Source organism: Ruegeria aquimaris (assembly GCF_025751555.1).
GTDB lineage: Bacteria > Pseudomonadota > Alphaproteobacteria > Rhodobacterales > Rhodobacteraceae > Ruegeria_B > Ruegeria_B aquimaris.
Genome location: NZ_JAOWLB010000017.1, coordinates 64,660 through 84,371, shown reverse-complemented (window position 1 = coordinate 84,371; position 19,712 = coordinate 64,660). Strand labels below are relative to the sequence as shown.

Genomic DNA, 19,712 nt, shown 5'->3' with positions numbered 1-19,712 from the left:
ATGCTGCCTTTGCGTTGGAGGGCGCGGGCACCAGCCCGCGCCCCGATCTGTCATTCTCCGACCTTGCCTGGCAGGCTCAGATCGCCCGAGGCGACGTCGAACACGTCCGTCACGCAAAGCAGCGGCGCATGGACATTGGCGTTGACCCGCAAGGCCGCTGTCACGCCGTCGAAGCGCGCCGCGTCCACCGCACCAATATCGGCGAACGGCACTGTCACGCTCAATGTCGGCCCGGCAAAGACCGGCGACCAACCGGGAGAATCGATCAGGATCGGCAGGCCCGGCCAGGTCAGGGGCAGCGCCGGTGAGGCCCCTTCGGGGATGTCGATGACCTTGAGCGCGCCGGGCCCGCAGGCCTCATCGGGGCCAAGCACGACCCAATGGCTGTGCCAGGCGCCGCCATCGCCGTCCGTCGTGCCGGAGCCGGTTTCGTCGAACAGAGGGGTGTCGTCGAAATCGGGGTGGATCGTGACGGCGAAGGCGAGGATGCCCGCGCCAGCCTCGAAGCCCACCTCGGCGGGGTCAAGCGTCGTCGGCCAGACATAGGAGAAGACCGGCGCGCCGCCGAGAGCGCCGACGGGGTCCGGCATATCTTCGCCCGGCGTGCCCGCGACCGACATGGTGAAGACCGCGTTGCGGCCCTCAGTGGTGATATTCGCGGCGACGATGTCGAAGGCGGTGCGTTCTGCGTTGCCCGTTGCCCCCGGCAATTCATGCCCGCTCGCTACGCCGGCGGCAAGCGCGACACAGGCTGCGGTGGCATGGTAAAGTCTTCGGTTTCGTGTAATCATGGGAAGCTTCCTTTCGTGACAGAGGGGTTGCATTCGGGGCGTCCGGGCCGTTGCAGCGGTTATCCGGGCGCCCCACTCACCCCACGGCAGACAGGCGCGCCCGATTGCGGGCGGCCTCCTCCTCCGTGGCGGTCTCGTGATCCGCACAATCGAGCCTCAGGCCGCCATCGCCGAAAGCGGCGTCGACGAAGCGGCAATGGTGCGGTCGTGCCGGGTCGGAATGGACATGCGGGCGGAAATGGCGGCAGGTGAGACACATCCGCTGCACCGGGATCGCCTCTGCCTCCTGAAGCGAGCGGATGATCAATGACAGGCAGCGCAGCAGCCCTGCCCGATCCTCCTCGGCAAGCCCGGCGATCGCATCTCGCATCGCCGCGGGGGCATCCGGCATCCGCTCGGCCAGGGATGTGCCCGCCCGCGTCGCCTCGATCGTCCGTGCGCGCCCATCGTCGGGATCGCGTCGGCGCCGTACAAGCCCCTTGCGATCAAGAGCCGCGATGCTGTCGCTCAGGCTGGCCTGCGAGATTCCAAACGCATCCGCCAGAACGATCGCTCGTTCTGGCTTCGCCGCCACGCGCGTCAGGACTTCGCATTGGGTCGGGTTCAGGGCGAAATCCTTGGCCACGAGCCACTGGTTCGCGCGCCAGAACATCGCAAGTCGTTGCAATGCCGTGATAATGTGCTTCGAGTCTGAATCCATTTCGATCCTCCAAGCATATTAAATAGGACTCCTACGTATTAGGCAACTGCATTTTCATCCTGCTCGTACCGCTCACCAGTTTCGAACCCGTTTTGTTGTCGTTTCTAAACGCTATTGCATCTGGGCAAATAAGATAGTAATTAATCACTATCTTTAGAGGTAACCAGATGACCACTGCCAGGAAACCAGCGGCTGAGCGTCAACAGGAAATCGTGGAAATGACCCTTCGTCTGCTGTCCGAATTGGGTGAAGGTGGTTTGTCCGCTCAGACGATTGCCGATCATATTGGCATCACCCAAGCCGGCCTCTTCCGGCACTTCCCCACCAAGAATGATCTCTGGATTGCAGTTCTGACGGAAATCGAGCGACTTGCCCGCCACTCCTGGGAACGTGCGAGTCAGGAAGGCGACCCGGCAGTCGTCCGAGTCCGCAAGACTCTGTTGGCACAACTTAAGCTGATCGAAGATTATCCGGCGATCCCGACACTGCTGTTTTCAACCGGACGTCTCGCCGCCGAAGAAGTCGTCCATCCGATACATGTCCGTATCATGACGGCGCTCCGATTGCGCATCACGGAAGAACTCTCCGCAGCGGCGCAGGAATGCGGCCGCCTCCTTCAGATCGATACACTCGATATGGAGTCCTTACTACTCGGAGTGGTTCAGGATTGCGTATTGCGCTGGTCGCTGACCGGACGCGGTTTCGATCTGGTGGCAGAAGGTGATCGGCTGATCGGGCTGCAGCTTCGCCTGTCCGGACTGGAAGCCGGGGGAGACAGATCGTGAAAATTCCAAGCCTATTGAAACTCGCACCACCGGTCGCCATCGGCGTCGGCGCCGCTGCATGGCTTATCTCAACGGCGGAACCTCCGGCGCGGATAGACCAATCCGAGCGCAGCGTCGTTGCCCGCATTGTGATCGCTGAGATGACGCGTGTGCGGACCACCGTGCGGGGGTACGGCAATGTGCAGGCGGCGCGAAACTGGGAAGCGGTGGCCGAGGTTGCAGGAACGATCGTCTGGCGTCATCCCGATCTGGAGACCGGCAATGTTATCGGTGAAGGGACAAAGGTTCTCCGGATCGACCCAACGGGTTACGAACTGGCCATTGCTCAGGCCGAGGCCGATCTGGCCGCATTGGAAGCGGACACCGCGCAACTGGGCGTTGACGAGGGAAACACCAGCCGTCTTCTGGCCCTGGAAGAAGACCGGCTGACGCTGGCAGAGGCCGAACTGGCGCGGGTGCGCGACCTGTCTGAGCGTGGAGTCGCAGCCCAGTCTACGCTCGACGCCCAGGAACGCACCACCTTGCAGGTGCGTCGGGGTGTGGAGGAGTTGCGCAATGCCAATGCGCTGATTCCCTCACGCCGCGCACGACTTGAGGCCCAGGTTGCGCGGACGAGAACCATTCTGGCCCGCGCAGCGCGTGACCTCGACAAGACTGATATCTCGGCACCATTCGATCTCCGGATCAGTGAGGTGCATGTCGAGCACCACCAGTTCGTGAGCGCCGGTCAGTCTCTGGTCGCGGCCGACGACATCGGCCAGGCCGAGATCACGGCACAGATTCCGGTAGACTCGTTCCGCCGTCTGCTGAGCGGCGCGACCGGAAACGGCCCAATGACGATTTCGGATCTTTCCGAACGGTTCGCAGACATTGTCGCTGAGGTGCGTCTTGTGTCCGACCCATCCCAAACATGGACGGGCCGGTTGGTGCGGGTGGAAAGCGCACTCGATCCGCAGGCCCGGTCGGTTCCCGCTGTCATCGCTGTGGATAATCCCTATGCCGGGGCGAACCCGCCGCTGCGCCTGCCACTGGTGCCGAACATGTATGTCGAGGTCATCCTCACCGGGCCCGAAGAACCGGCGCGCATCACTCTGCCCGATGGTGCAATCCATGAGGGCGACGTGGTTTATCTTCGAAACGAAGAAGGCCGCCTAGAGGAGCGCACGGTATCGGTAGACTGGCGGCAGTCGGGCATTGTGGTGCTGGATGGTGGCATCGCAGCGGGCGAAGACGTTATAGTCGATGATCTGATGCCGGCGATCCCGGGCATGATCGTCGAACCGGCGGAGGGCTCGGAATGATCCGCTGGTTCGCCGGGCACCCCACGGCCGCCAACCTGTTACTCGTGCTTATTTTCGCGGCCGGTCTGATGGCTGCGCCAACGCTGAAGCGTGAGACCTTTCCTGATTTCCGTCCTGTCGAGGCGGAGATCAGCGTGGTCTATCGCGGCGCCACGGCCGAAGAGGTCGAGGACGCCATCTGCCGACGGATCTGGGATGCGGTCGAAAGCGTCGAGAATCTGGACGAATTGACCTGCACCGCGCAGGGCGGCGTTGGGCGAGCCATCGCCACGATGGCCCCGTCAGGCGACAGTGCCAGATTCGTGAATGATCTGCGCACCGAGGTGACGGCGATCGACGATTTTCCCGACCAAGCCGACCCGGCAATCGTGCGCGAGCTTCACCGCACCGACAACGTTACCTCGGTTGCCGTGGCGGGCGATTTGCCGGCCGCGCATCTGGAACGTTACGCTGCTGGTCTTCAGGACAAATTGTCGATCCTCCCCGGGGTGGCGAAGGTCACGATGTCCGGCTTCGGAACGCGCCAGTTCCGGATAACAGTGCCTCGGGCGGTGCTGGAACAACACGGCCTCACCGTCACGCAACTTGCAGGAACAATCGGCGCACAGAGCCTCGACCGCCCCCTCGGTACGCTTGAGACCGCCGACCGTGAGATCAGCCTCCGTTTCACCGATGAGCGGCGCAGCGCGGCCGGCCTCGCCGGCCTTGTCGTTCTGTCCCGGCCGAACGGCGCCGAGCTTACCCTCGGACAGATCGCGTCGATCTCCGAGCACTATTCGCCAGAGGAGGAACGCGCCTATCTCGACGGGCAACGCGCAGTCTACCTGCAAGTGGACAAGGCGCTTGGAGCCGACGCGCTGGAAGTGTTCAGCAGCGTCGAGAAGCTCGTAGCTTCTGAGCGTCTGGCCCTACCCGACACGCTGCGGTTGGACGTCGTCAAGGACATGACCAGCATCGTGCGCGACCGGCTGACGATGCTTGTGGAAAACGGTGTTTTGGGACTGATCCTGGTCGTCGCGGTGATGAGCCTCTTCTTTCGCCCCGGCTTCGCGATTTGGGCGGCCATGGGCCTTCCGGTGGCATTCATGGGTGCGTTCGCCGCGATGGCGCTTCAGGGGCTGTCGCTAAACATGATGACACTGGTGGCTTTGTTGATGGCTATCGGGATCGTGATGGACGATTCGATCGTCATTTCCGACGCCATCGCCGAGGCCGCGGCGGACGGCGCCTCGCGCACCGCGGCAGCAGTGAAAGGCACTATGGCGGTGATGCCGGGGGTGCTCTCGTCCTTTGCCACCACCATCGCGGTCTTCGGCCCGCTGGCCTTCCTGGTGGGCGAACTGGGCGCCATCCTCGAGGTGATCCCCATGGTGCTGATCGCGGCACTGGCGGCAAGCCTGGCCGAGGCTTTCTGGGTGCTGCCGCATCACCTGAGCCACGGATTGAAGGGGGCGGAAAAGCCGCCATCGCGGTTCCGCGCGGGATTCGATGCACGTTTCGAACGGTTTCGCGAGAAGCGGATCGGCGCCATGGCGGACATGGCAATTCGGAGAAGATACCTCGTTACCGGCGCGACGATCGCGGCCCTGATCGTCACCTTCGGGCTTCTCGGTGGCGGGTATCTCAAGCGCGAGGCGATCCCGGCCATCGACGGCGACGTGCTGGAGGCACGCATACTCATGCCGCAGGGCACGCCGTTTGCGCGCACCGCAGAGGTGGCCGACCGGGTGAGCGCCGCATTGGGCCGGGTGGATGCCGCCTTTGCGCCCGATCAGCCGGGCGGCGCGGCACTGGTGAAGTCCGTCCAGACGCGCTTCAACTACAATCCCACCGCCGGCGAATCCGGCCCGCATGTTGCCACGATCAGCGCCGATCTGCTGGGCGCCGAGACACGCACCGTTACGCTGGATGAGATCGTAACGCTTTGGCGCGAGGAGATCGGAGATGTGCCCGGTGCCCTGACGATCCTGCTGATGGAACCGAGCATCGGTCCACAGGGGATCGCCATTGAGATCCGGCTGTCGGCACCGGATCTGGAGAAACTGGCCAGGGCCGGCAATAGCCTTCTTGCCGAGGTCCAGACCTATTCCGGAGTATTCAATGCCACCCATGACCTGCGCCCCGGCAAGCCGGAACTCCGGTTGCGTCTCGCCGAGGGTGCGACCGGGCTGGGACTGACCGCACGCGACGTGGCCGATCAGATCGGCGCCGCCTATCTGGGTCGGGTGATAACGACCGTGCAGCAAGGCGATATCGCCCACGAAATCGAGCTTGAGCAGGCTGAGGAAGATCGCGACTCCCACGATGATCTGCGTGATTTCACCATCGCCCTACCGGACAGCCACACAGTGCCTCTCTCAACCGTTGCGGTGGTCGACGAGGCGCGGGGCTGGTCCTCCATTACCCATGTAGACGGGCAGCGCACCGTGACGGTGCAGGCCGATGTCGATACGCGCATCGGCAATGCCGACGCGATCGTATCCGAATTGTCGAACAGCTTTCTGCCACGGCTCGCTGCTGAGTTCCCGGGTCTTGGTTTCGAGGTTGCCGGGCAGAGCGCCAATTCGGCGGAAACCGTCGCGTCGATCCTGCGTGGTTTCCTCATAGGATTGATCGGTATCTACGTGGTTTTGTCCTTCCAGTTCCGCAGCTATGTGGAACCCGTAATCGTCATGCTGTCGATCCCGTTGGCCTTCATCGGCGTGGTGCTGGGGCACCTGATCATGGGCTACAACATCTCGATGCCATCGCTGATCGGCGCCGCGTCGCTGGCCGGCATCGTGGTCAACAATGCTATCCTGCTGGTGCAGGTCATCAAGGCGCGCGCCGCGGAGGGCATGGACCTGGCCCGCGCCGCGGGACAGGCCAGTCGCGCGCGGTTTCGCCCGATCCTGATGTCGGTCTCGACGACGATGATGGGGCTTGTGCCACTGCTGCTTGAAACCAGCACTCAGGCCCAGACGCTGAAACCACTGGTGATCTCGGTCGTCTTTGGCCTGCTTTCGGCCACCGTCCTTGTTCTGATCGTCCTGCCAGCCTTCTACGCCATTCTCGGCGACCTCGGGCTGGCGCGGGCGAAGAATGACGAGAACCCGATTGCGTCAGACGAGAAGGAGGCGACGTCCCCATGATTGAGACATCGCCGGTCCGGCGCCCGCATGTCTTTCCAAAAGGACCGTTTCGAGGGTTGAACACTCGCGCGACCACCGCGGCCACGGGACTGGTCGGGCTTTGGGTCATGCTGGGAACGTGGCGCCCGGATCTGGTTGCAGAGGCTCTGTCCGATGTCCGATCCGCAACCGGGCCCACGCTCGGATGGTACTATGTACTGCTCGTCACGGTCATCCTGGTAATCGTTCTATGGCTCGGTCTAGGGCGTTACAGAAACGTGCGCCTGGGTAAGGATAACGAGCGTCCCGAATTCGGGATGGTATCATGGATCGCGATGCTTTTCGCGGCCGGCACCGGGGTTGGGCTGCTGTTCTGGAGCATCGCCGAACCCATCAGCCATTTTCAGGGCAATCCGTTCAGCGGCAAACCCGGAACAGCGGAAGCAGCGGTGGACGCCGCGCGGCTGACGTTGTTCCACTGGGGCCTGCACGGTTGGTCCATCTTCGCCCTGATGGGCGCAATGCTGGCTTATTTCAGCTATCGCGGAAACCTACCGCTGACAACGCGGTCTGCTCTCTATCCGTTGATCGGCGAACGTATCTACGGCTGGCGCGGGGATCTGGTGGATACCTTCGCCGTCGTCAGTACGGTTTTTGGAATCGCCACGACGCTTGGGCTAGGAGCCGCGCAAATGAATGCTGGACTCCACTGGCTGATTGGCATCGACAATTCGGTTGGCCGTCAGTTGACGATCATTCTGTTTGTAACGAGCTTGGCGATCTTTTCGGTGGTTTCCGGAGTACGCCGTGGTGTGCGCTGGCTCAGTATCGGAAACATGTGGCTCGGTGTCGGGTTGCTTATGTTCTTTTTGATCGTCGGACCGACGAGTTGGCTTCTGCGCTTCATAATCCAGACCGCCGGCAGCTACGGGCAACACCTCATTGAGATGAGCTTCTGGACCAATGTGACCGGTACGTCCGGGTGGCAACAGTCCTGGACCGTGTTCTACTGGGGCTGGTGGCTTTCATGGACACCGTTCGTCGGGATGTTCATCGCGCGGATCTCGCGCGGGCGCACCTTGCGCGAGTTCGTGTTCGCCGTGCTCCTGGTGCCGACCTTGTTCAGCCTGATCTGGATCGGTGGTCTTGGTGGCACGGCATTGCACTATGAACTCTATGGACTCGGAGGAATAGCCGATGCCGTCACCCGCGACGTCACCTTGGCGCTGTATGAAACCATCGATGTCATCGCGACCCCCGGTCTTTCGACCGTGGCGGCCATCATCGCGACAGTTCTGATTGCGACGTTCTTCGTCACATCGGCGGACTCGGGCATTCTCGTGATCACCACAATTCTTACGCTCGGAGAATCTGACCCACCGGTCACACCTAGGATTGTCTGGGGCGTGGGCATTGGCGCATTGACGGCCGTCTTGTTGGCAGGCGGCGGCGTGACCACGCTGCAGTCAGCCGTCGTGATCGCGGGGCTGCCATTTTCGCTCGTCGTTTTGGCTATGGTAATCGGATTCCTGAAAGCTTTGCGAAGCGAACCTCAAGCTCCACGTGATCCCGAGAAAACACGCCTGCCCATCGAGCCATGGACAGGCATCGATACGAAGCAGGAAGGAGAACATAATGCCGGTTGAAGCATATTGCAGACTTCATGGGCGTTTTGCCGACGGACTTTCTTCAAGGATGCCCCTTGAGGCCGAATCCAGAGTCGGGCGACGTCCAGCCAACAGGGGATGCCCGTTACCGCAATACCTGAAAACCGGCCTCCTGGCGGCCACCATTCTGATCGCACTCTGCATGAGGAGCGATGCGCAGGAAACGCTATCAGCTGCAGCAATCGAAGATCGGATTATCGGTCACACCTTCCAGGGACGGAAGGGCATCCTGTCGGTTTCGTTGCAGTATGGCATCGACGGGACGGTCACGATGCGTTCGCCGCTTGGCACCGGAACGGGCCGATGGATGATTTCTGGCGACCGGCTTTGCGTCAAACTGGAGACCGGACCGAGAAAAGCGGATGAGTGCCTGACATTTGTAACCGAACCGGAACGCACATATCGTGCCTCCAATGGCATGTGGTTGATCCCGGTAGAATGATGTTTTTACCATTTGTTGGGTCATCAACCCAATCCATCGCGATGCCGCACCCGGACGTTCGGGCGGTCAAATCGGCACCCTGCCTTGGAATGGGCCCTGAATCGTTTCGTTGTTCCGCTAATCGACCTATTTCGCGTCAGTGTGAGTTTTGGGTTCACGTGGACATTCGAATAGCATCCGCTCCAGTTCTCTTGCGATAATCTCGGTACGCGACAGGAGATAGTTGGCCGCATCCACCGTTGGCGCCGTCTCTTCAAGCGTGGCTTGGAAAAGCTCCAGCCACTGGTCGAAGTCCTGCCTTTGGAGCCCGCTCAGGTTTCGATGGGCCGTGACCAGATCACCGGAATAGACGTCCCTGTGCAGTGCGATCGAAGACCAGAAAGCCACCATCCGTTCGACTTGCCGGTCTTCATCGTCCGCCGTCCCAGTCGCACCTATCCGCCCCAACCGCTTGTCCGCACGGATGCGTGCCACGAAGAATTTGGTCATCCGCCGAAGGTATTCCTCGTCGATCCCCAATACTTCGGCCGCCTGCCTCAGTTGGGCGCGGGTTCTTGGAGAATACTCCTGTTCAACAGTGAAAACGCCGGACATGTCGCGCCTCCTTCGCGATCCGACGGACATTTGTCGCAAGAACTGGACGGCGCCGACGACCTCGTTCTCTCTGTCGTCGGCGCCGTCCATACGATCCGCAGGAGATCGGGTGAGTATCGCGTATCCCTGCGGCCGCAGCCCGTCTATTCAGCGAGCATCGGAAAGCGATCCGCTGCATAGCGTACGTGGCAGGCGGTACAGGCCTCCATCATCCGACCGAAACCTGCATGTTGCGCTTCCCTGTCGCCATCGCGTCCGGCTTGTGCCAGATCGGCCGAAAGCCGGTGAAAGGCTTGATCCCGGGTTACGAAATCCTTGGGTACCGCGGCCATCAGATCCTGTTTGTCATCGGGCGTCATGGATTGCTGCAGGATGAAACTGTCGTAGATCTGTTGCGCCAGCCCCGCGACGCGGGCGTCGTCTCCGGCGATCAGCGCCGAGAGGATATCCTTGCTGGCCTGTTCGATCGACAGCATCTCCTGGCGCAGCAGATCGCGCAGCTTCGGCGTCAGATTCGGGGAAACCGGCCCCGCATCCTGTCCCGTCGCTGGCACACCAAATCCCAGCCCGACCGCTATTGCCAACGCAACAGCAATGAACGGGAACTGGTTTGTCTTTCTGTAGTGTGACACTTTCAGACCCTCCTGGTCCTGCATCACTTCACTGAATCAGGGACGTTCGTCTAGCGGCTCTGGCGTGGATCCGTCCGGATTGCGGATCACGAGGCCGACAACGACGCCCCAGACGACGGTCCGCAAGCTCATGGCCCAGACCGTCCGCATCTCATAGGCGCCGCCAAGCAGAACGTGGACTCCGAAGGCGATCATCACCAGAACGGTGGCGACGAGGATTGCGATCGAGAGCTTGGTCGCCCAGTTTGTCTGCAAAATGAGCCCGATACCTGCGGCAACATAGGCAAAGCCGGCCAGGAAGTTGAACCATAGAACGAAGGGGACCGCATCGCCGACCGCCGCACGGGCCTCCAGGCCACCGAAGAGTGCGCGCCCGCCTGACAACACCGTCAGCAAGCCGAAAAGCGTGACGACAACCGCCGCAATCAGGATATCCCATCGCCTGTTTTGCATGTTTCTCACTCCAATTCTGCTCAGCGTCTGCTGATGCGTTATTTCTGAAACACATTAGTCCCCGGCGCGTCTTCGAGCGGCGGATGATCCTTGCACCCCATCGGCGGCGGGCCGCTCATGTCGCCCGAGTGCGCGGTCAGCCAGTCTACCCACGCAGGCCACCATGACCCCTCCCGCTCGGGCGTCTCGTTCAGCCACGTGTCGGGATCCATGTGCAGATCCTCGGCCTTGCGGTGCCGCACCCGGTAAGTTCGGCGCGGGTGGCCCAGCTCGGAGACGATCCCGGCATTGTGCCCACCGCTGGTCAGCGCGAAACTCACGTCGGTGTCACTGAGCATGTCGATCTTGAAGGCTGATCGCCAAGGTGCCACATGATCTTTTACCGTGCCCACGGCAAAGATCGGCACCCGGATATCCGAAACATGTACCGGACGGCCATCAACCTTGAGCCTACCCTCGGCAAGGTCGTTGTTGAGATAGAGCTTGCGCAGGTATTCCGAATGCATTCGATACGGCATGCGTGTCGCGTCGGCGTTCCAGGCCATAAGATCATTCATCTGGGCGCGTTCTCCCATCAGGTATTCGCGCACAATCCGAGACCAGATCAGATCGTTCGAGCGCAGCATCTGGAAGGCGCCGGCCATTTGCGTGGTATTAAGATAGCCCTGCTTCCACATCACGCTGTCAAGGAACGCGAGCTGGCTTTCGTTGATGAATAGTGCCAGTTCGCCCGGTTCGGTGAAATCGACCTGACTGGCTAGCAGTGACAGCGAGGCCAGCCGCGCATCGCCATTGCGCGCCATCGCGGCGGCGGCGATGGACAGGAGCGTACCGCCGAGGCAATAGCCGACGGCATGAACCTTCTGATCCGGGACGATCCCGCCGATCGCTTCGAGGGCCGCCATCACCCCCAGCCGGCGGTAGTCGTCGAGCGTCAGGTCGCGGTCGCCCGCATCGGGGTTCTTCCACGAGATCATGAAGACGGTGTGGCCTTGCTCGACCAGATAGCGCACCAACGAGTTTTGCGGCGAGAGGTCGAGGATATAGTATTTCATGATCCAGGCCGGGACGATCAGGATCGGCTCAGGTCGTACCTTGTCCGTGAGTGGGGCGTACTGGATGAGTTCGATCAACTGATTGCGGTAAACGATGCTGCCTTTCGTTACCGCCACGTCCCGGCCTGGCTGGAAGGAGTGGGCGCCATCGCGTGCCTCTCCTGCCATGAGATCCTGCAGGTCCTCCATGTAGTTCTGGAACCCCCGGATCAGGTTCAGACCTCCGGTCTGTTGCGTCTTTTTCAGAACCTCGGGGTTGGTTCCGGGAAAGTTGGATGGAGAGAGAACATCAAGCATCTGGCGCGTCAGGAATTGCAACTCTCGCTCGTGCTGAGCGGTCACACCGGGTACATCAGTGACCACGTTGTGCCACCATTGCTGCTGCATCAGAAAACCTTGCTGAATCAGATTGAAGGGGGGCATTTTCCAAGCATCGCCGCGAAACCGGTTGTCTTGCGGCAGGGGATCAATGCAGGGCGCCACCGCGTTGGTCGAACCTGTGCATGCCATTGCATAGCGCATGTACCGACCGAACTTTTCTCCAGCCTTTTCGGCGATTTCCAACTGTTTCCCCGGAGCAGCGACCATATGCGTCGCCCAATCGAACCATGCGTTCATGAGGGCGGCGGGCGACAACCCATGCGTGAAGCGCGAAAGCCAAACCTGCGCCGCATGGTCGAACGCTTCGTGACGGGTATCATGTGTATCCGGACGATCATAGGTGTCAGACGTCATCGCCGCATCCCGTTCCGGCTCAGCCTTAGCGTCTGACATGTCGCGCGTAGAGCGGTCAGGCACCGCTCGCGCTGTCCCCTGCTTTCCTTGCGCATTGCGCAGTTTTACCACCTGGTCGGACATCTGCGGCTCCATCGATATTGCCTGATGTCCGGCCGGCGATCTCGAGACGATGGTCAATGGCATCGGCACCGCTGGACAATCTCGAATCAAGATAGTAATTGATTACTATATTTAATCAAGCCATGATGCACGGCAAGGCAGGTAAGTGCCGCGATTGACCGAGGAGGAGACCCATGCTGACGGGCAAAACGAATGTCGTGACGGGCTTCGCGTTCCTGGCGCTTTTCATGCTGTACGGGTTCGTGCTGATCTTCTTGCGCGATTTCGCGCCGGGCAAGGAGCAGTGGATCGCTGACTATGCGGTGGGTGCGCATTTCGAATCGCGGCTTGCGCATGTTCACGGCAACCTGTTCGCGCTCATCAATATTGCGGTCGGTCTCGCCCTGTCGCGCGCGCCGGACACCCGGACCGGGCGCTGGATATCCGCGTTGGCACTGCTCGGGCTGCTGATGCCTCTGGGCATTCTGGCAGAGGTGCTTTTTGGTGTTCCGCCGGTCCTCGTTGTGGCCGGCGGCATTTCAATGGTGGCCGCGATGATATGGACGGCTGCATATGTATGGCAAACGGAGACGTTTCATTGACCAAGACGAAACCAAAAAAGATCCCGGCGGAAGAGCGCCGCAACATTACGGTCGAAGCGGTCATCGACCTGGCCGGATCTTCCAACCCGGACAGCATTACGACCGCGGCCATTGCCAAGCACATGAAGCTGACACAGGGCGCGATCTTTCGCCACTTTCCGAACAAGGATGCGATTTGGAAAGCGGTCATGAACTGGGTGGCCAAGAACCTGATGGCCCGGATCGATCGCGCGGCCAAAGACATCACTTCGCCTACGGGAAAGATGGAGGCGATGTTTCTCGCCCACATCGCATTTGTTGCCGATCATCCGGGTGCACCACGCATGCTGTTCGGAGAGCTTCAGGGCGCTCGGCAGACGCCGGCCAAGCGTCTCGCGCAGAGCATGATGAAACAATACGCGGCACGCCTGCGCGACATGATTACGAGTGGCAAGGAATGCGGCGAATTGCGCGACAATCTTGATGTCGAGGCGGCGGCCACGCTGTTCATTGGCACCATTCAGGGCCTCGTGATGCAATCCCTGATCGCCGGCGACATGGATAAAATGCGCGCCGATGCGCCACGTGTTTTTGACATTTATCTACACGGCATTTCTAGGGCGGGCGATACCGAGGAGCAGGAGTGACATGGCGCCGAAGATCAGCTTTCTGGGCGCGGCGCGCGAAGTCACCGGCTCCTGCTTCCTGGTCGAAACCGGCGAAGTCCGGTTTCTGATCGATTGCGGCATGTTTCAAGGCGGGCGGGAAGCGCCTGCCCGCAATCGAAAACCCTTCGGTTTCGACCCGGAATCAATTGATTTCGTTCTTCTGACACATGCGCATATCGACCACAGCGGTCTGCTGCCAAAACTAACCAAGGCTGGGTTCACCGGGCCGATTTTCGCAACCGAAGCGACAGCGGATCTGCTAGGCGTCATGCTGCCAGACAGCGCCCACATTCAGGAATCGGACGCTCGAAAGCACTGGCGCAGATCCAAGCGCGGTGCAGCCTCTTCGACAGAGCCAATCTATACCATGAACGATGTCAGGCTTTGTCTGCAACAGGTTCACGCGATCCGCTACGACACCAAGCTCACCCCGCATGGAAAAGTGTGCTGCCGGTTCCGCGACGCCGGCCATATCCTCGGCTCGGCGATCATCGAAGTCTGGATATCCGAAGGGGACGGCGAAACAACTAAGATCGTGTTCAGTGGCGATCTGGGGCAGCCCGGGCGGCCAATCCTGCGGGATCCCACGCCCATTCCCGATGCTGATATTCTGGTGATCGAGTCGACCTATGGGAACCGCGAGCACGAGGATCTGAGCACAACTCTGGACGAGATGATCGAGATCGTCGAACGCACCCGCCACGGCGACGGCGGAAATATTATCGTGCCCGCCTTCGCAGTCGGTCGCACGCAAGAGGTGCTCTACCATCTGCATCGGCTCACCTGCGAAGGACGACTTCGCGACTTGATGATTTTTGTGGACTCGCCGATGGCGACCGAAGCCACAAGGATCACCCGCCGACATCTGGAGTTGTTCGACGAACAGGCGAAGAACCTCGCGGGATGGCACAAGGTGGGTGCGGACCTCCCCTATCTCAAGTTCACATCGAGTGTCGACGAATCGAAGGCACTCAACCAGATCAGCGCAGGGGCGATAATCATCTCGGCCAGCGGTATGTGTGATGCCGGGCGCATCCGTCACCATCTGCGACAGAACCTGCCCCGACCCGAGTCCATTGTGATGATCACCGGGTTCCAAGCCAAGGGATCGCTGGGTCGGCGGCTTGTGGATGGCGTCCGGCGGGTCCGCCTGTTTGGAGACGACATCCCGGTGCGGGCCGCCATTCACTCGGTCAACGGGCTGTCCGCGCATGCGGACCGGAAGGCGCTCATGGCTTGGGCGGATGGTTTCAGAGCGCCACCGCATCAGACCTTCATTGTGCACGGCGAGGAGACAGCGGCACTGGAATTCGCGCACGCGCTTCGAACCGAGAAGGGCTGGACGGTGACAGTTCCTGAACCGGGTGCATGTTTCGAAATAGGCCCAAGCCCATGACCATCGACCGGACAAGCGAAAGAGAACTCACCGAACATATCCTCGTCGGGCCCGCGTATCGATTGGCGCACGAGGACTTGGATTTTCTGGCCGAGGACGATCTGCGTCCGGTGCGCCTGCAACTCGAACTGGTCAAGCCAGAACGCGCACTGCGTCACCATGAAATCCACTCGACTGTGGTGGTATTTGGCAGTGCCCGTATCGTCTCGCCGGAAGTCGCGGAACAGCAGTTGGAAGAAGCTCAACAGCTCCACCGGGAGGACCCGGCATCCGAACGACAACTTCTGGCAGCCGAACGCCGGGTACATTGGTCGCGCTACTATGAAGAAGCGCGGCGTTTTTCCGAGCTCGTCTCGCACCAGTTTCAACGGGCCGGACGCCGGGATTTCGTTATCGTCACGGGCGGCGGCCCGGGCGTGATGGAGGCTGCGAACCGCGGTGCCTTCGATGTCGGAGCGCGCTCGGCCGGTTTGAATGTCACCTTGCCGAGCGAACAGAGGCCAAACCCGTTCATCACACCGGACCTCGCATTCCGTTTTCGCTACTTCGCCATACGCAAAATGCACTTCCTGATGCGGGCGAAGGCACTCGTGGCCTTTCCCGGCGGCTATGGCACCCTCGATGAACTGTTCGAAGTCCTGACCCTTGTGCAAACCCGAAAGATGCAAAGCCTTCCGATCATCCTGTTCGGACGGGAATTCTGGAACCGGGCGATCGATTTCGACTTCCTGGTCGATGAGGGAATGATCTCTTCGCAGGATCGCGCCCTCTTCCGCTTCGTCGAAACAGCAGAGCAGGCCGTGTCGGTCCTGAAAGATTTCTACGGCGGTCACCCTCCTGACGAGCCGATGATCGTCCAAGGACATGACATGAAGGGAGACCGATAAAGATGTCACGCAAGATTTCAATCGCGCTTGTTCTCGCTGTACTTGCGGGATTCATGGGCTATGCCCTTTGGTCGATCTTCTTGGCACCGAGCGGCCTGCCGCCAGAGGGGTTCGCGCGGGGCAACGGCAGGGTTGAAGCCGATCTCGTCGATGTCTCGACCCGTCTTCCCGGACGTGTGGCCACGATCGCGGTGCAGGAGGGCGATCTCGTCGCCGCGGGCGACGTTCTTGCCGTCATGGACACAACCGAACTCGAAGCGCAAAAGGCGCGCGCCGAGGCGGCGGTGGCCAGTGCAGAGGCCGCAGTAGCCGTGGCACAGGCCGGCATAACCAAGGCCGAGGCGAGCCTCGCGCTCGCCCAAACCGAGCTCGCGCGCGCCGAAGAGCTAAGCGGGCGTGACGTGATCTCCAAGGCGAACTACGACATCCGCCGGACCGAAGCTCAGGTGGCCGAGGCCAGCCTCGCCGCCGCACAGGCTGAAGCGCGCGCAAAGGAACGCGCGGTCGATGCCGATATCGCGAACCTGCGAGAGATCGAGGCGCGCATCGCCGACAGCACGCTCCATGCGCCCGAGGCTGGTCGCGTCCTTTACCGCCTTTCGCAGCTCGGCGAGGTTCTGGGCAGCGGCGGTAAGGTGCTGACGCTCGTGAGCCTCGGCAATGTTTACATGGAGTTCTTTCTGCCGGCGACTTCGGCGCCGCGCGTCCGGCTGGGCGATGAGGCACGTATCGTCGTCGATGTCATGCCCGATGTCGCTGTCCCCGCCACCGTCAGCTTCGTCGCACCACAAGCCCAGTTCACGCCCAAGCAGGTTGAGACCATCGAAGAGCGCGAAAGCCTGATGTTCCGGGTTCGCGTCCGTATTCCGCAGCACCTCGTTGAAGCCCGTCTTGCCCAGGTCAAGACAGGTGTGCGCGGGGTCGCCTGGGTCCGCCTGGTCGGCCCCGATGGCAACTTGCCCGATTGGCCCGATGGGCTGACACCGCCCGTGGCGGCAGTCTTGCCCGCACCGGTGACGGGTGACGGCGCAAGCGAGACCGGGCAATGACAGGCTCTGAGAACCCCGGGCCCGTCGCTTCTCTGGCGGCGGTGAGCCATCGCTATGGCAAAGTGATTGCCCTCAGCGATGTGACGCTGAGGATCCCGATGGGGCGCATGGTCGGCCTGATTGGGCCCGACGGCGTCGGAAAATCGACCCTGATGGGCCTCATCGCCGGAGCCAAGAAGCTGCAGACCGGTCGAATCGAGACGCTGGGCGGGAATATGTCCAGTGCCGGTGTCCGAACTGAGATGGGGCGGCGCATCGCCTTCATGCCGCAGGGCCTAGGCAAGAACCTCTACCACGATCTGAGTATCCGCGAGAACCTCGAATTCTTTGGCAAGCTCTTCGGCCAGGGCCGAGCCGAGCGTGCCATGCGCATAGACCGGCTGACCCGCGCCACCGGCCTCGCGCCGTTTCTCGACCGCCCGGCGGGCAAGCTCTCGGGCGGCATGAAACAAAAACTGGGACTGTGCGCGGCCCTGATCCACGATCCGGATTTCCTTCTGCTCGATGAGCCAACCACCGGCGTCGACCCGCTGTCGCGGCGCCAGTTCTGGGATCTGATCGCCGCGATCCGCAGGGATCGTCCGCAAATGAGCGTCCTGGTCTCCACCGCTTACATGGAGGAGGCGGAAGGTTTCGAGCATCTGATCGCCATGAATGACGGCAAGGTGCTGGCCGAGGCGAACCCGAGCGACATGATGGCTCAGACCGGAACCGCCACCGTCGGCTCCGCCTATGTCGCGCTTCTGGGCGGTGATGTGACTGCGCAGAGTGAGGCACGTGTCGCACAGGCCCATACCACCGCTCGCGATACCCCGCCAGCAATCCGGGCCAGCGGCCTGACCAAACGTTTCGACAACTTCACCGCCGTGGATGCAGTCAGCTTCGAGATCCAGCGCGGTGAAATCTTCGGCTTTCTCGGCTCGAACGGCTGCGGCAAGACCACGACGATGAAGATGCTGACAGGGCTTCTGCCAGCTACCGAGGGCGAGGCGTGGATTTTCGGACGACCGGTCGACGCACAGAACCTCGAGGCGCGCCGTCGGGTCGGGTTCATGTCGCAATCTTTCTCGCTCTATGGCGAGTTGACGGTTCGCGAAAACCTGTTGCTGCACGCCCGCCTCTTTCATCTCGGCCCCGACCTGACCGAACAGCGCATGGCCGAGCTGGTCCCGCATTTCGGGCTTGTTCCTTACCTCGATCAGACCGCCGCTGCGTTGCCGCTCGGGGTTCGGCAACGCCTGTCGCTGGCCGTCGCGGTGATCCACAGCCCTGATATCCTGATCCTCGACGAGCCGACCTCAGGCGTCGATCCGCAGGCGCGCGATGCGTTCTGGGACATGCTGACGGAACTCGCTCGCAAGGACGGGGTGACGATCTTCATCTCGACGCATTTCATGGATGAGGGAATGCGCTGTGACCGGATATCTTTGATGCACGCCGGAAAGGTTCTTGTTACGGGCCCGCCGCGGGAAATCATCGAGGATCGCGGTGCGGCAACACTTGAAGACGCCTTTATCGGCCACATGTTGGACGCTATGCCATCAGAAGCATCGGGCAGCGGCACCGCACTGACGTCAGAAACGGTGCCGCCCGCGACCCACCCGGCATCCCGCTTCAGTCTCGGGCGGCTTTTCGCCTTCACCACCCGCGAGGCGATGCAGGTGCGGCGCGATCCGGTCCGGCTGGTTTTTTCCTTCGTCGGCAGCGCCGTCCTGCTGCTGATCATGTCTTTCGGCATCTCGCAGGAGGTGCGCGAAATTCCCTTCGCCGCCTTCGATCAGGACCGGAGTCCCGAAAGCCGCGCCTACCTGTCGGGCTTCGAGCAATCCGAATGGTTCCTCGAACGCCCTGCCATTGCCAGTGCCGAGGAACTCGACCGCCGCACGGCCAGCGGAGAACTTGCACTTGCGCTTCAGATCCCGCTCGATTTCGGGCGGTCCGTGCGGCGCAGCGAGGCGACCGAGATCGCGGCGCTGGTCGACGGCTCCGACACCAGCCGCGCCGGTACGGTGGAAAGCTATGTCGAGGGCGCGCATTTACACATCCTGACCACAGGAGCGCAGTCCGCGCTGGCCTTGACCGGACTTGGTGCTTCAGCCCGGCAGGACCTGGCCCCACCCGCGCAACTGGCGCCGCGGTTTCACTACAATCCGGCGATGGAGAGCCTGCCCGCCATCGGGCCCTCGATCCCGCCGCTTTTGCTGCTTCTCTTCCCCGCAATCCTGATGGCCGTCAGCGTGGCGCGGGAAAAGGAGATCGGGACGATCACCAATTTCTACGTCACCCCCACCGGTCGGGCCGAGTTCCTGATCGGCAAGCAACTCGTCTATGTCGCCATCACGCTCCTGAACTTCGTGATCCTGACGGTGCTGGTGGTCACGGTATTGGGCGTACCGCTCAAGGGCAGCCCGGCGGCGCTGGTCATCGGCGCGTTGGTCTATGCCTTCGCCGCCACAGGGTATGGCCTTCTGGTTTCCATGATGACCAGCACGCAGGTCACCGCCGTTTTTGCTGCGGCAATCCTGTCGGTGATGCCGACATTGCAATTCTCAGGCATGATCACGCCTGTCTCATCGCTCGAAGGCCCCGCGCGCATCCTCGGCACGTTCTGGCCCACGACCTGGTACATGGGCCTGAGCGTCGGAACCTTCACCAAGGGGTTGGGCCTGTCGGACCTGTCCGGTCATCTCTTGCGTCTTGCCGCGTTCGGTCCGGTACTGACCGCGTTCGCGATCATTCTTCTGAAGAAGCAGGAGAAGTAGCG

Annotated in this window: 17 protein-coding genes; 11 read left to right on the top strand and 6 right to left on the bottom strand. The window is 61.5% G+C overall.

Features of this window, described 5'->3' with window-relative positions:
- Positions 1-50: 50 nt before the first annotated feature.
- Both OE747_RS19000 and OE747_RS18995 read right to left on the bottom strand, forming a co-directional pair.
- Positions 51-791 (bottom strand): hypothetical protein, encoded by a 741-nt coding sequence (locus OE747_RS19000; RefSeq protein WP_263830080.1) that lies wholly within the window; start codon positions 789-791, stop codon positions 51-53.
- A gap of 76 nt (positions 792-867) precedes the next feature.
- Positions 868-1,491, bottom strand: a complete 624-nt coding sequence (locus OE747_RS18995; protein ID WP_263830079.1) for a MarR family winged helix-turn-helix transcriptional regulator — start codon at positions 1,489-1,491, stop codon at positions 868-870.
- Positions 1,492-1,658: 167 nt separating this feature from the next.
- Here OE747_RS18995 and OE747_RS18990 point away from each other — a divergent pair, with 167 nt between their 5' ends.
- The 5 genes from OE747_RS18990 to OE747_RS18970 are packed head-to-tail and all read left to right on the top strand — an operon-like array spanning position 1,659 to position 8,796.
- The gene (locus OE747_RS18990; protein WP_263830078.1) at positions 1,659-2,276 is read left to right on the top strand and encodes a TetR/AcrR family transcriptional regulator; all 618 of its coding nucleotides are present in this window, start codon (positions 1,659-1,661) and stop codon (positions 2,274-2,276) included.
- A complete protein-coding gene (locus tag OE747_RS18985; protein ID WP_263830077.1) occupies positions 2,273-3,577 on the top strand; it encodes an efflux RND transporter periplasmic adaptor subunit in 1,305 nt (434 codons plus the stop codon). Before OE747_RS18990 ends, OE747_RS18985 begins: the two co-directional genes overlap by 4 nt.
- The gene (locus OE747_RS18980) at positions 3,574-6,708 is read left to right on the top strand and encodes an efflux RND transporter permease subunit (RefSeq protein ID WP_263830076.1); all 3,135 of its coding nucleotides are present in this window, start codon (positions 3,574-3,576) and stop codon (positions 6,706-6,708) included. The genes OE747_RS18985 and OE747_RS18980 overlap by 4 nt, the downstream gene beginning before the upstream one ends.
- Entirely contained in the window at positions 6,705-8,333 is a 1,629-nt protein-coding gene (locus OE747_RS18975; RefSeq protein WP_263830075.1) for a BCCT family transporter, read from the top strand. Before OE747_RS18980 ends, OE747_RS18975 begins: the two co-directional genes overlap by 4 nt.
- A complete protein-coding gene (locus tag OE747_RS18970; protein ID WP_263830074.1) occupies positions 8,323-8,796 on the top strand; it encodes a hypothetical protein in 474 nt (157 codons plus the stop codon). Before OE747_RS18975 ends, OE747_RS18970 begins: the two co-directional genes overlap by 11 nt.
- A 126-nt stretch (positions 8,797-8,922) precedes the next feature.
- Here OE747_RS18970 and OE747_RS18965 read toward each other — a convergent pair whose 3' ends face one another.
- From OE747_RS18965 to OE747_RS18950, 4 genes are all read right to left on the bottom strand, one after another.
- Complete coding sequence (locus OE747_RS18965) at positions 8,923-9,390, bottom strand: group III truncated hemoglobin (protein ID WP_263830073.1); 468 nt, start codon at positions 9,388-9,390, stop codon at positions 8,923-8,925.
- A 143-nt stretch (positions 9,391-9,533) separates the two neighbouring features.
- Entirely contained in the window at positions 9,534-10,022 is a 489-nt protein-coding gene (locus OE747_RS18960) for a cytochrome c (protein ID WP_263830072.1), read from the bottom strand.
- Positions 10,023-10,058: 36 nt separating this feature from the next.
- On the bottom strand, positions 10,059-10,475 hold the full coding sequence (locus tag OE747_RS18955) for a hypothetical protein (protein ID WP_009573807.1): 417 nt from the start codon (positions 10,473-10,475) through the stop codon (positions 10,059-10,061).
- A gap of 38 nt (positions 10,476-10,513) precedes the next feature.
- Positions 10,514-12,388 carry a PHA/PHB synthase family protein gene (locus tag OE747_RS18950; protein WP_263830071.1) on the bottom strand — a complete coding sequence of 625 codons (1,875 nt, stop codon included), beginning with the start codon at positions 12,386-12,388 and terminating at the stop codon, positions 10,514-10,516.
- Between the two features lie 173 nt (positions 12,389-12,561).
- Here OE747_RS18950 and OE747_RS18945 point away from each other — a divergent pair, with 173 nt between their 5' ends.
- From OE747_RS18945 to rbbA, 6 genes are read left to right on the top strand one after another with little or no spacing between them, the layout of a single operon-like run.
- A complete protein-coding gene (locus OE747_RS18945) occupies positions 12,562-12,969 on the top strand; it encodes a hypothetical protein (RefSeq protein ID WP_263830070.1) in 408 nt (135 codons plus the stop codon).
- Positions 12,966-13,595, top strand: coding sequence for a TetR/AcrR family transcriptional regulator (locus OE747_RS18940; protein WP_263830069.1), 630 nt, complete (start codon positions 12,966-12,968; stop codon positions 13,593-13,595). Before OE747_RS18945 ends, OE747_RS18940 begins: the two co-directional genes overlap by 4 nt.
- Positions 13,525-15,012, top strand: coding sequence for an MBL fold metallo-hydrolase RNA specificity domain-containing protein (locus tag OE747_RS18935; protein WP_263830068.1), 1,488 nt, complete (start codon positions 13,525-13,527; stop codon positions 15,010-15,012). The genes OE747_RS18940 and OE747_RS18935 overlap by 71 nt, the downstream gene beginning before the upstream one ends.
- Positions 15,009-15,899 (top strand): LOG family protein, encoded by an 891-nt coding sequence (locus OE747_RS18930; RefSeq protein WP_263830067.1) that lies wholly within the window; start codon positions 15,009-15,011, stop codon positions 15,897-15,899. Before OE747_RS18935 ends, OE747_RS18930 begins: the two co-directional genes overlap by 4 nt.
- 2 nt (positions 15,900-15,901) lie before the next feature.
- Entirely contained in the window at positions 15,902-16,948 is a 1,047-nt protein-coding gene (locus OE747_RS18925) for an HlyD family secretion protein (RefSeq protein ID WP_263830066.1), read from the top strand.
- A complete protein-coding gene (gene rbbA, locus OE747_RS18920; protein ID WP_263830065.1) occupies positions 16,945-19,710 on the top strand; it encodes a ribosome-associated ATPase/putative transporter RbbA in 2,766 nt (921 codons plus the stop codon). The genes OE747_RS18925 and rbbA overlap by 4 nt, the downstream gene beginning before the upstream one ends.
- Positions 19,711-19,712 lie beyond the last annotated feature (2 nt).

Excerpts from the sequence above, each read along its gene's own strand:
- OE747_RS19000 (WP_263830080.1), bottom strand. The coding sequence starts at position 791 with ATGATTACACGAAACCGAAGACTTTACCATGCCACCGCAGCCTGTGTC.
- OE747_RS18995 (WP_263830079.1), bottom strand. The coding sequence starts at position 1,491 with ATGGATTCAGACTCGAAGCACATTATCACGGCATTGCAACGACTTGCG.
- OE747_RS18990 (WP_263830078.1), top strand. The coding sequence starts at position 1,659 with ATGACCACTGCCAGGAAACCAGCGGCTGAGCGTCAACAGGAAATCGTG.
- OE747_RS18980 (WP_263830076.1), top strand. The coding sequence starts at position 3,574 with ATGATCCGCTGGTTCGCCGGGCACCCCACGGCCGCCAACCTGTTACTC.
- OE747_RS18975 (WP_263830075.1), top strand. The coding sequence starts at position 6,705 with ATGATTGAGACATCGCCGGTCCGGCGCCCGCATGTCTTTCCAAAAGGA.
- OE747_RS18970 (WP_263830074.1), top strand. The coding sequence starts at position 8,323 with ATGCCGGTTGAAGCATATTGCAGACTTCATGGGCGTTTTGCCGACGGA.
- OE747_RS18965 (WP_263830073.1), bottom strand. The coding sequence starts at position 9,390 with ATGTCCGGCGTTTTCACTGTTGAACAGGAGTATTCTCCAAGAACCCGC.
- OE747_RS18955 (WP_009573807.1), bottom strand. The coding sequence starts at position 10,475 with ATGCAAAACAGGCGATGGGATATCCTGATTGCGGCGGTTGTCGTCACG.
- OE747_RS18950 (WP_263830071.1), bottom strand. The coding sequence starts at position 12,388 with ATGTCCGACCAGGTGGTAAAACTGCGCAATGCGCAAGGAAAGCAGGGG.
- OE747_RS18945 (WP_263830070.1), top strand. The coding sequence starts at position 12,562 with ATGCTGACGGGCAAAACGAATGTCGTGACGGGCTTCGCGTTCCTGGCG.
- OE747_RS18935 (WP_263830068.1), top strand. The coding sequence starts at position 13,525 with ATGCGCCACGTGTTTTTGACATTTATCTACACGGCATTTCTAGGGCGG.
- OE747_RS18930 (WP_263830067.1), top strand. The coding sequence starts at position 15,009 with ATGACCATCGACCGGACAAGCGAAAGAGAACTCACCGAACATATCCTC.
- OE747_RS18925 (WP_263830066.1), top strand. The coding sequence starts at position 15,902 with ATGTCACGCAAGATTTCAATCGCGCTTGTTCTCGCTGTACTTGCGGGA.
- rbbA (WP_263830065.1), top strand. The coding sequence starts at position 16,945 with ATGACAGGCTCTGAGAACCCCGGGCCCGTCGCTTCTCTGGCGGCGGTG.